Genomic DNA, 10,516 nt, shown 5'->3' with positions numbered 1-10,516 from the left:
AAAGAAGTTGAAGAATGGGAATCAATCTTAAAAGAATTAATAAAGTAACGCGCTATAATAATGTGTCATATGTCATTGGGCTAATTGTGGCAACTTGAAAGATAATTGCAACTAATAAACATTTCAACGGGTCGAAAGTAAAGAGTCTTGAAATGCCCAACACTACATGCATTGAATTGTTATATGCAAGCATAAGGACTGCATTGCCACTGGCAGTAATTAAACATTGTTAAAGCTGTATTTCACTTAAGCTATCATAGAAAAGGCTAAATTATAAGGCTGTCTTCTATGTTGAAAGACAGCCTCCTTTATTAATAATTAAATCCAATTAAGTTATAGTACATTAACCAGGGAATAAAAACCAAAGCAGCAACAACGATAACTGATTGATAAATTAGATCCAAGGTTCCCAGCTCTTTATATCGAATAGTTTTTATTAAAAAATAGATGCTAACAAAGGCCAATGGAATAATTATAAAGGGTATTATTAGTGCCACTTTAAGGAGCAAAGGTATACCATAGAAAAATTCTGCAGGGTCAGTTGTTATTAATGCGTAAACAAGCATTACCATAAAAAGTGCAATTAAAGAAGCAAGCGAAAAATTAATAGTTTTAATCAGATGACTTTTTTTGTTGCGAACAAATAATTTACGCACCACACTTACTATAATGTAACTCAATAAAATAAGGATAATACTTCCAACCCAGAACATCTGAAACTTAACTGGCTCGTACCATTTTAATTTATTGAATGAATTAGCATTTATAAAAAAATAAGAAATATCACCCTTGGTATCTCTGCCAAAAGCTACGTAATAATTATATACCGAATGGAATGTTAAATCGGATATCGGCACCAGCTTATTGTCAAATTCTACTATTTCAAGTGTGCTATCATTTGATACAATCTTAAATTCGGGAGCTAATCCAACTAAAACGGCCAATTTATTCAACGTTTTATATCCATAAAATATAGATCGGTACGTACCTGTGAATTTCTCCAATGGTTCATCAACGGAACCAGCCGCAGGCATAACTGCCTTCTCTTTTTTGGTAATACTATCGGGCATAAGCCGTGTTAAAAGACTATTAATATAGTTGTTTATAAATACCCGGCTTTTACTATTTAAATAATTTGTAGTGTTGGTACTAATGAAAAGACCTATATTTTTTTCGGGAATCAATGATAATTGACTTTCAAACCCCAAAATGGAGCCTGTATGACCATAAAGTTGCATTCCGTGCCAATACCATTCTTGAAAGCCCAACAACCATCCGTATCCAGCCTTTTCATAATGCCTGAAGGGTTCTTGACGCATTATAGCAACAGTTGTAGAATCTAAAATTTGAATCCCTTTAAAATTGCCATTGTTCAGGAACATAGAAATATAATGCCCCATATCTGATGCCGTTGCGTTTAAGCCTCCTGCCGGATAATCGAGTTTAAAACCGGGTTTGCATGGAATTAATTGACCGCCCTTTTGCAAGTAGCCAGTTGCATAGTCTTCTTTAAAATCAGCTTGCCGCTTAAAACCGCTATAATCCATTTCCAGCGGTTTTAGTATATTTTGCCCAATGTACTCATAACAAGGCATACCTGATACTTCTTCGACAATAAGACCCAATAAAGCATAAGCATCATCGGTATACGCAATAACCCTACCCGAGGGTCTTATTTGAGTTGGCATTCGTCTTTTTATATATTGTGCCAAGGGAATGACATCTTTTTCCGCCCGAACTACTGAGCCAATACTACGCATATCTATACCCGCAGTATGAGTTAACAAACGTCTTACTGTAATCGAGTCCTTGAATTCGTATTCTAATTGAAATGATGTGAGATAATTATTAACATCTCGATCGAGTTCTAGCTTTCCATCCTCATACAACTGCATAATGGCTGTCGCTGCAAAAGTTTTTGATATAGAACCTATTCCAAATATCGAAGAAGTACTATTCACCGGAGTATTGGATTCAATATTGGCCAGGCCATACCCTTTTATATGAAGAACGGAATCACCTTGCATTAATATGATGGTAGCCCCAGCAATATTATAATCTTCCAGGCCCTTTATAAATGAGGAATCAATCCAGGCAGCTAAACTGTCAGTGTGAATATCTGTATTTTGAGAATAAATTATGTCGTGATGCATAAAAAAGGAACATATCACTAAAAGTGTCATAAGTAAATGTTTCATAATGTGATTTGATTTAGGCGGTATGTTATGTTTTTCGAACAGCTGAAATCACAATAGTCGTTAATACGATGTAAATATTGGGATCTTCACTATAGTGGAGTTAGTGGACTGATCAGAGGAAATGGATTTGCAGCCGCCTTATATTCCCTATTACTGAGTGACAGGTTCGTTTTGGAATGGATATTCTTTCAGATTTCGAAAAATAAACCAAAGGATGGCTGATACCATAAGAAGTGCCATGCCAAAAATTGGTACAATAAAAGTAACTTTTAAACCACCAGCTAAATAATGCGGTGATACGCCCTCACTTCCAGCCCTTTGAATTGCATCAAAAGCTGCAACAAGACCAACCATTTGCCCGGTTATCCCCACCAAAAAAGCAAAACTGCCAATAAACAAAATAGTGTCGTTCGTCCTTTTAAGTTTTTGAGGATCTTTATTACTACGATATAAAATGATAAATCGGATGGCAAGGATAAATACAATTATCCACATCATTAGAACAGGACCCGTAAAACTGGGGCCACCTTCATAAAATAATCTAACTATCATGACTTTAAATTTTAAAATTAATAATGAAACAATAGTAAATATTCATGATAACCCTTAAAATATTATTATAGGAACAACATAAATGGCATCCTCAACAACAAATTTAAAACAATAAATAGCATTTTTGTTATTCAGAGCGCGTTTCGTGCTATTAGCATAAAATAAGGATGCTTTTTAATACCGAAGCTTTTTTCGTTTTATATTTGTTAGCTATGGCTATCAACAAAAACATAAAATCAAATAATACCGTTTTTCCTATTTGGGAAATCATTTATTGGTTAATAGCATCTCTATTAATGTTTTTTGTTTTCAGCAACAGGCATTACGATATTCAAATGCGTACACACTTATCAATCTTACTTTTAGTTATAAGTTTCGTTAATGCATGGGTAACCAACGAAATTTTAATTCCTAAGCTTTTATTTAAAGGTAAAAGAGCGCTGTTTTTATACTTACTCTTCTTATTATTTATTATATCGTTATGGCTTATTAGTATTGCTCTCTTTCTTATCGCTTTTTATTCTAAAGTTGCCCTGCCAAATATGATTTTGCCTTCACTTGAAGATGTTATAATTCTTCTCACAGGCACTTATCTTATTTCACTGCTGTCTTCTGTTTTTTATTTTACGAAGGAATCCTATCGATCGAAAGAAGAAAAATCAATTATTGAGCAAGAAAAAAACAGGTTGGAGTTAAAGTTCAAAGAGGTACAACTGCAAGTGCTTAAAGAGCAAATTCATCCGCATTTTATTTTTAATATGATGAATAACCTTTACGCCCTTGTAAACGAAAATACTTCACTTACCAGGGAAGTTATTGTTCGTTTATCCGATTTACTCGAATATATGCTGTATGAATGCAATACCGACAAAGTAGATTTAAGCAATGAAGTTAATTTTATCAACAATTATATTGAACTTGAGAAAATAAGACACGAAAGCTTTAATGTTAAAACTGATTTTCATAAAGATGTATCCGGGATAAAAATTGCTCCTTTAATTCTATTCCCCTTTGTTGAAAATGCGTTTAAGCATGGGTTAAAACAAGCAAGCAACGATTTTATCGAAATAAAATTAGGGATAAGCCAGTATTTAATTGATTTTCATATTAAAAACAGTATTCACGATAATGTTTGCAACAACATTGATGAAAGGAAAAGCAAAGGCCTCGGGCTGAAAAACGTTCGCGAACGGCTTGAACTTTTGTATCAAAATAGATTTGAATTACAATTATCTTCAGATAATGATGTTTTTGACGCCAAACTTAAAATTATTAGGTATGCCCGTTAACGAAAAATTCAAATGCTTAATAATTGACGATGAACCATTGGCAATAAAAGTTATTCAGGAACATCTTGAAAATTTTAGCGATCATATTGAATGTATTGGCACATATACGAAACCAATTGATGCAATACCACTAATCAACAAAGGAGCTATTGATATATTATTTTTAGATATCAATATGCCATCCATTTCCGGCATTGAATTCCTAAAAGCCATACCCAAACAACCTTATGTAATTTTTACAACAGCTTACAGAGAATATGCTGTTGATGCATTTGAGCTCAATGCACTCGATTACCTTGTAAAGCCTATCTCTACCGGAAGGTTTTTAAAAGCCATGAATAGATTTCTGTCAATGGAACAAACACGATTTCAAAAGCCAAAAGAATTTATTCATATTAAGGCAGATAAAAAGAACTATAATATTCCCACCGAAACCATTCTTTATATTGAAGGGGTGGATAACTACATCAAAATTAAAACAACATCCAACAGTCTCATCTGCTACGAATCATTATCTGGTATGGAAAAGGAATTACCTGCAGAGATGTTTATTCGTATCCACCGTTCTTTCATTATTAATATTAACCAAATTGACCACTACACATCGTCATATATTAAGCTGGATGACCGGCAATTTACTATTGGCAGAAATTATAAAGAGCAAGTATTAAATCATCTGGAAAAACAATAAGACCTTTCAAAACTTGCAAAAGAGCTAACGAATACCAGCATACGACAAAAAAACAACTATAATATGGCAGACAAAAACAAAATAATAAGACCAAAATGGCTTAGATTTTTACTTGGATTACTTTCAGCCTGGACTTCATTTGTATTAACAATTGTATTGATCTTTGTTATTGTTTGGATTTTTCAAGTGAAAATATTTGATAGTGAAATTTCCGCTCTCCCGGCGTCGATATTACTTGTAATCGCAATGGTCACTTCAATATATATTGCTTTTAGAATTACAAGGTGGCAGAGCAATTACATGAACAATAAATCTTTAAAGCTCAACTATATCACTCTAATCATTTTATTATTATTAGCTTTCCTATTTATACCAATACCATTTACTTACATGATTTATTAGTTCACAGATTGTAATGATTAAATATTGTTAAAATACTCTGTACAACCGAACAATCGCTAATAGCTTATGGTTTGTGCATAAAAATGAAATGATGGAAGCATTAACATTAACTACTCCGGCTTTGCTATTTTCGGCTGTCTCATTAATTCTTTTAGCCTACACAAACCGTTTTCTTGGCTACGCCGCTTTGGTGCGACAACTATATGAAAAGTTAAAAGCCAATCCCGATCAGGTGCTGCTTGATCAAATTATAAACCTGCGTAAGCGTTTATATCTGATTAAAAACATGCAACTCCTTGGTGTAGCTAGTTTAATGTTCTGTGTATTATCCATGTTTCTGATTTATATCGAAGTATTTACTCCGGCAGCCTATGCCTTTGGTCTGGGTTTACTACTCTTAATTATCTCGCTATTGTTATCAGGTTGGGAAATTAAGATATCAGTTCGTGCCCTTGATTTACACCTAAACGATATGGAGCATCCAGTGAACGAGGATTAAAGAAGATAAAAACAAGGCTGTTCAATAGATACCAGATGGGTTGGTTTCGTGATTGAACAGCCTTTTGCTAGTCGGGAATCAAATTAAATATTATCTCATAAGCCCCAAATTAAGGTGTCATAGCTGGTCGCCACCAGTCTTTTGAAACATAGCCTTTGGGCTTCTTGGGTTTATTAACTGTTATTTCTTCAGCATCACTCTCAAACAAACCCCAGTCATCTGTTCTGAATGGTGAAGCAGGAAAACCCTCGGTATTATACAAGAGGTTTCGTTGAGAAGGATTCATTGCCCATGCATAGCGCACTGCCACAGGATTGGGCACATCCTTTGATGAAACAATTACTTTTTCATCCTTTATTTTGGCTTTGGCCCAATACCATCGTTTATCCATGCCAGCAATAGCGAAACTGTTTAAGGCTTCTCCATTAGCTGATTTCAGACCATTGCCAACACCATCAAAGGAAAGCACTATGGTATTCTCATTTCTGGTAAATGATGTAAAATAAGGGCCATGCCCTACCCTATTCTTCTTGTAAACATCATGCAAAATCCCGTAAGCATGCCTTAAACCAATCGGCTTCTTATTTTTGGGGTGCAACTCCACCGGGCTGCCTGTATCGATTGAAACAGCTAAGCCAACATTATCTAATTCATTTTGCAACTCCAGCATTATTTGCCTCGAAACAGCCCAGGGGGATTCAACACCCTCAACGGGCTGCGATTGTTCAGGTCCCCATGACGGTAGTTGAGTTAAAGAAAAATAAAGATCATCATTAACATGACCATCAGAATACTCAAACCACAGTTTTCTGTAGGTATCGATCAAACGGTTCAGCTGTTCTTTAAAAGCTATTGCCTGCTGTACCGTTTTGGAGTTTCGTTCACCCTGATACCAAATAATTCCCTTAATCCCATAACCTAATAAAGGATGTACCATAGCATTATAAATATGGGCCGGATATTGATTGCCAAGGTTGGCAGGTCTGGTGATAATGGGAGCCATTAAGCGCTTATTTTTACTTTTCATCGTATCGCCACTTGCCATCCGTTGATGGTACTCAGCTAATTCTGATTTATACTTCTCCATGGCACTTTCAGTGCTCATATTTAGCTTACCAAGCTGACGATTTAATACGTCGTCCATCGTTTGCTTATGGTATTGGCTTCGTTCAATATCCTCCTGATCCTGCCATGGAATCCAGCCCTCGACAGGTGTACCTGCATAGGCCTGAACAATAATTCCAACCGGAATACCGAGCTCCCGCTGTAAAGTAGCTCCAAAGTGCCAGGCCACGGCAGATGTATTACCAGCTGATATTGAATTGGATTGCCTCCACCGGCCCGTGGCACAGTCATTTCTTGGTTCGTGCCAGTGTTGCCGGTCTGATTTGTAAATATGTAAATCGGCAACATTGGCCTTTTTCAATTCTTCATTGGTGTTAAAGCAATTCTTTAAAGCCCAACCCATATTAGATTGCCCAAGACATAACCATACTTCACCAATAGATACATTTTTGATCTCTACTTCTTCTGTACCTGCGGAAATAATAAGCGATTGACCTCTGCGATATGACGGTGTTGGAACAATTGCTTTCCAATACCCGTTTTTATCTGACACAACCTTTCTCTGTTCTCCCCAGGATGTTCTGATACTAACATGTGCATTAGCTTCAGACCATCCCCAAATGGCGTTTGAGGTATTTTGCTGTAACACCATATTATCAGCAAAAAACGTGGGTAGTTTTAATTGTGCTGTAACGATTGTTGTTAATGCAAAAAGCAGTGTCAAGCAGAGGTATTTCATAATCTAAAATTTAGCGCTTAATAAATTTCTTAACAAAGATCTGCTGATCCTTTTCTGCACTTATAAAGTACATACCGCTTGTTAATTCACTTATATCAATGCTTTTTCGATAATTATCTGTTCCTGTTCCACGAACAACATTGCCATTAATATCCAATATTTGAATTGATGTTACTTCTCCTGAAAAATAGAGCTTATCGTGTGCCGGATTTGGATAGACTGAAATATCAATCTCTACATTCTCCTGTAAATCAGTGCTGATTGGTGCTCTCGAATCGGGATTGTTGTTAATGATGATATCATCAATATAGATATCGTAATCACCCGATTGACTACTGTAATCGACTTGTATCCAAATTTTACCGCAATCTGTATATTCTCCCATATCAAAAACAAGATCCTGCCATTCTCCCAGATGATTGGCATCATATGGTTCCATACTTTTTTTAATCACCTTATTGCTGTTATCCTCTTTTGAGAACTGAAAGCGTGTGTCAGAGGCACGATCCTTCAGTATTTTCATGTGTACATAGCGTGGTGCATCAAATATGGCCACTTTTGTTGATGTTCCAATGTAGCTTTTGGTATTATCAGCTTTACGCTCAACTTTCAAAACTTTATTACTGGTATTAATCCCTTCTTTTAAAGGATTTTCAACAATATTAACGGGAGCACCTCCAATCTTACCATATTGATATGGTGTATTTTCAAAGGTTTCAGAATAAATCGTACCCTCAGCCGGATAGATAGTCCACTTTTCTTGTACCACCACCAGGTTAGGCGCATGTCCTATCCAGTTAGCCTCCTCAATGACACGAACAAACTCATCATAAGTTTTTTGAACATCGCCACTGCTTTGATATTCATCGAACACTGATAAAATCGGGTCATTGCTGTCAACCATTTCCTGTCGCAGGCTTTCTTTAAAAGCTGCAATATCATTTTGGTACGATGGATCATCAATCAAATTATTTAAGCAATCTGGATCAGCTTGTACATCATAAAACTCTTCAGGAATTCTTTTAAGAATAAAGTCACAACGATCTTGCCAATATTGATTCGTTTGTCCGATATTTAGCATTGTTTCAAAAAAGCTGGCACCGAGTGAAGAACTATTGTAAGTTGTGCGACCATCGTGCCATGGATTAAAAACATATGCGAATCTCTCATTATGTACTTTTCTGAATGCATAAATATTCTTGCCAATTGTCGTATTATAAGTCGAGAATAGCATACCTCTCCCACTTTGATCTTCACCTTTAATAAGTGGTAATAAAGATTGCCCATCCAGGTCTGTTGGGATGTCAATACCTGCTGCTTCACAAATCGTCGGGAAAATATCCAATGCCGACACCATTTCACTGACTGAAGTACCTGGCGTCAGGTTATTATTGCCAGACCATCGCAGTATTAAGGGTGTTTTTGTTGCGTGATAATAAATATTGGACTTAATACTTGGCGCTGCCATACCATGGTCCGATAAGAAAAACACAAGGGTATTATCGGCAATATTTTTTTCGTCGAGTACCTGAAGTAACTTTCCAACCACATCATCACAACGCCTTGATGAACAAAGATATTCAGCCATTTCTGTTCGTACATCTTCATCCTCAGGTAACCATGCTGGTAATATCACATCTTCCGGATAGAAAACTTTTGAAGGATGTGATTTTGCTTCACCTAAATCTGTGCCAACACTATTCAGCTTATAATAAGGGCGATGCGGATCATGTGAATTCACAATCAGATAAAATGGTTTACCAACTGTATTTAACGCTGAATCTATAACGGTTGATGCACGTGAGTAGAACACATCTGTATTCCTTTCCATCTCTTCGTCCAAATGCCATGGAGTTACATTCTCGTATGGCGTACTATGAGGAATCTTTCCCAGGATACCCACAAAGTAATCATTGGCATCAAACACATTTGGAATTGTTGGAATATTCTTAATTCGTAAATCGTGAAAGCCTTCTCCTCCACTTCTGTGAGGTAAAAGGCCGGTATTAATTGCATTACGTGATGGCATACATGCAGTTGAAGCAACATGGGCATTTGTAAATTTAACACCTTGTGCTGCCAATGCATCAATGTTAGGAGTCACACCTTCACCGTGCTTCTCACCATCGAAACAACCGACTGTATTCCAGCTCATATCGTCGGCTGTGATAATTAATATATTTGGTCGTTGTGCAGATACATTTGCGCACCAAACCATTACTAAAAGGGCTATTGCATATTTAGATATTCTCATTTCTTTGGGATTATTTTAACCTGACCTCCAATCTGATTGACTACCATAAAAAGGAAACCAGATAATTTAGGCAGGTTTTTTAAAGTCTGGACTAATTCTTCTTTAACTAAAGCGTATGCACTGCCATCAGAAAAATGAACAGTTGCATATTCACATTGATTAATATCGTCGATTTGCACATCTACATTCATTTCTAACATCAATTCCCCGTTCATAACTTCTTCTCCTCCAAATTAATCGTCGATTGTAATTTGTGCTGATATGTGATTGTAGCAATCACATATCAGCTTATCTAAATCAGGACATGAACAATTATTTATTTCGCTTAGCCTTTCTATATTTTTTCCATTTTGCAAGCTGCTCTTTAGAACATACTTTTTTCAATTCAGCCATATAGCTTTGCATGTTAGCTTTGCGTGCATCTTTTAACTCCTGTGACCCTTTTTCATGCGCTTTTGAAGCTTTTAAATTGCTTTGTCTCAAATTAGTCTTCAGATCCAAAACCTGAGCTTGTTGTTCAGAGCTCAAATCCATTACTTTTGTCATTTCTGCAACTTCCTCTTTAATGGCTCCCTGTGCTTTCTTCCCTAACTTTTGTGCACTCAAATTATTGAACATCATCAATGCACAAAAAATCATTGCAACTGTTAAAACTTGATTTTTCATAACTATTAATTTTAGTTTACTGATTTTTCTAATTAAAAGGTACTTTAAACATACCCGTATTAAACATCTGTGAATCCATTTTATGAAAAGGCTTTTAAAGCAAAGTAGTCATCCTGCTTAATATTTAATAGGATTCGTAGTATGACCAAATGATGAATGGT

General features: G+C 35.9%; 9 protein-coding genes. 3 read left to right on the top strand and 6 right to left on the bottom strand.

What is annotated here, in order from left to right; all coding sequences use genetic code 11:
* Positions 1–311 precede the first annotated feature (311 nt).
* Complete coding sequence (locus AC4MRQ_RS08515) at positions 312–2,198, bottom strand: serine hydrolase domain-containing protein (protein WP_491197240.1); 1,887 nt, start codon at positions 2,196–2,198, stop codon at positions 312–314.
* A 150-nt stretch (positions 2,199–2,348) separates the two neighbouring features.
* Positions 2,349–2,750 carry a MotA/TolQ/ExbB proton channel family protein gene (locus AC4MRQ_RS08510; RefSeq protein ID WP_491197239.1) on the bottom strand — a complete coding sequence of 134 codons (402 nt, stop codon included), beginning with the start codon at positions 2,748–2,750 and terminating at the stop codon, positions 2,349–2,351.
* Between the two features lie 212 nt (positions 2,751–2,962).
* Between AC4MRQ_RS08510 and AC4MRQ_RS08505 the strand changes: the two genes are divergently transcribed.
* The 3 genes from AC4MRQ_RS08505 (at position 2,963) to AC4MRQ_RS08495 (ending at position 5,631) form a co-directional block, all read left to right on the top strand.
* A complete protein-coding gene (locus tag AC4MRQ_RS08505) occupies positions 2,963–4,039 on the top strand; it encodes a sensor histidine kinase (protein ID WP_491197238.1) in 1,077 nt (358 codons plus the stop codon).
* On the top strand, positions 4,029–4,730 hold the full coding sequence (locus AC4MRQ_RS08500; protein WP_491197237.1) for a LytR/AlgR family response regulator transcription factor: 702 nt from the start codon (positions 4,029–4,031) through the stop codon (positions 4,728–4,730). The genes AC4MRQ_RS08505 and AC4MRQ_RS08500 overlap by 11 nt, the downstream gene beginning before the upstream one ends.
* Positions 4,731–5,223: 493 nt before the next feature.
* Complete coding sequence (locus AC4MRQ_RS08495; protein WP_491197236.1) at positions 5,224–5,631, top strand: DUF2721 domain-containing protein; 408 nt, start codon at positions 5,224–5,226, stop codon at positions 5,629–5,631.
* Between the two features lie 109 nt (positions 5,632–5,740).
* Here the strand turns inward: AC4MRQ_RS08495 and AC4MRQ_RS08490 are convergent, their stop codons facing one another.
* The 4 genes from AC4MRQ_RS08490 to AC4MRQ_RS08475 form a co-directional block, all read right to left on the bottom strand.
* Positions 5,741–7,435, bottom strand: a complete 1,695-nt coding sequence (locus AC4MRQ_RS08490) for a sialate O-acetylesterase (protein WP_491197235.1) — start codon at positions 7,433–7,435, stop codon at positions 5,741–5,743.
* A 10-nt stretch (positions 7,436–7,445) separates the two neighbouring features.
* Positions 7,446–9,689: a sulfatase-like hydrolase/transferase gene (locus AC4MRQ_RS08485; RefSeq protein WP_491197234.1), complete on the bottom strand. Its 2,244-nt coding sequence runs from the start codon at positions 9,687–9,689 to the stop codon at positions 7,446–7,448.
* Positions 9,686–9,889, bottom strand: coding sequence for a hypothetical protein (locus AC4MRQ_RS08480; RefSeq protein ID WP_491197233.1), 204 nt, complete (start codon positions 9,887–9,889; stop codon positions 9,686–9,688). The genes AC4MRQ_RS08485 and AC4MRQ_RS08480 overlap by 4 nt, the downstream gene beginning before the upstream one ends.
* Positions 9,890–10,001: 112 nt before the next feature.
* Positions 10,002–10,355: a hypothetical protein gene (locus tag AC4MRQ_RS08475; protein WP_491197232.1), complete on the bottom strand. Its 354-nt coding sequence runs from the start codon at positions 10,353–10,355 to the stop codon at positions 10,002–10,004.
* Between the last annotated feature and the right edge of the window lie 161 nt (positions 10,356–10,516).

The organism is Carboxylicivirga sp. (assembly GCF_982718395.1).
This window is presented reverse-complemented; position numbering and strand designations above follow the sequence as displayed.

Excerpts from the sequence above, each read along its gene's own strand:
- AC4MRQ_RS08515 (WP_491197240.1), bottom strand. The coding sequence starts at position 2,198 with ATGAAACATTTACTTATGACACTTTTAGTGATATGTTCCTTTTTTATG.
- AC4MRQ_RS08510 (WP_491197239.1), bottom strand. The coding sequence starts at position 2,750 with ATGATAGTTAGATTATTTTATGAAGGTGGCCCCAGTTTTACGGGTCCT.
- AC4MRQ_RS08505 (WP_491197238.1), top strand. The coding sequence starts at position 2,963 with ATGGCTATCAACAAAAACATAAAATCAAATAATACCGTTTTTCCTATT.
- AC4MRQ_RS08500 (WP_491197237.1), top strand. The coding sequence starts at position 4,029 with ATGCCCGTTAACGAAAAATTCAAATGCTTAATAATTGACGATGAACCA.
- AC4MRQ_RS08495 (WP_491197236.1), top strand. The coding sequence starts at position 5,224 with ATGGAAGCATTAACATTAACTACTCCGGCTTTGCTATTTTCGGCTGTC.
- AC4MRQ_RS08490 (WP_491197235.1), bottom strand. The coding sequence starts at position 7,435 with ATGAAATACCTCTGCTTGACACTGCTTTTTGCATTAACAACAATCGTT.
- AC4MRQ_RS08485 (WP_491197234.1), bottom strand. The coding sequence starts at position 9,689 with ATGAGAATATCTAAATATGCAATAGCCCTTTTAGTAATGGTTTGGTGC.
- AC4MRQ_RS08480 (WP_491197233.1), bottom strand. The coding sequence starts at position 9,889 with ATGTTAGAAATGAATGTAGATGTGCAAATCGACGATATTAATCAATGT.
- AC4MRQ_RS08475 (WP_491197232.1), bottom strand. The coding sequence starts at position 10,355 with ATGAAAAATCAAGTTTTAACAGTTGCAATGATTTTTTGTGCATTGATG.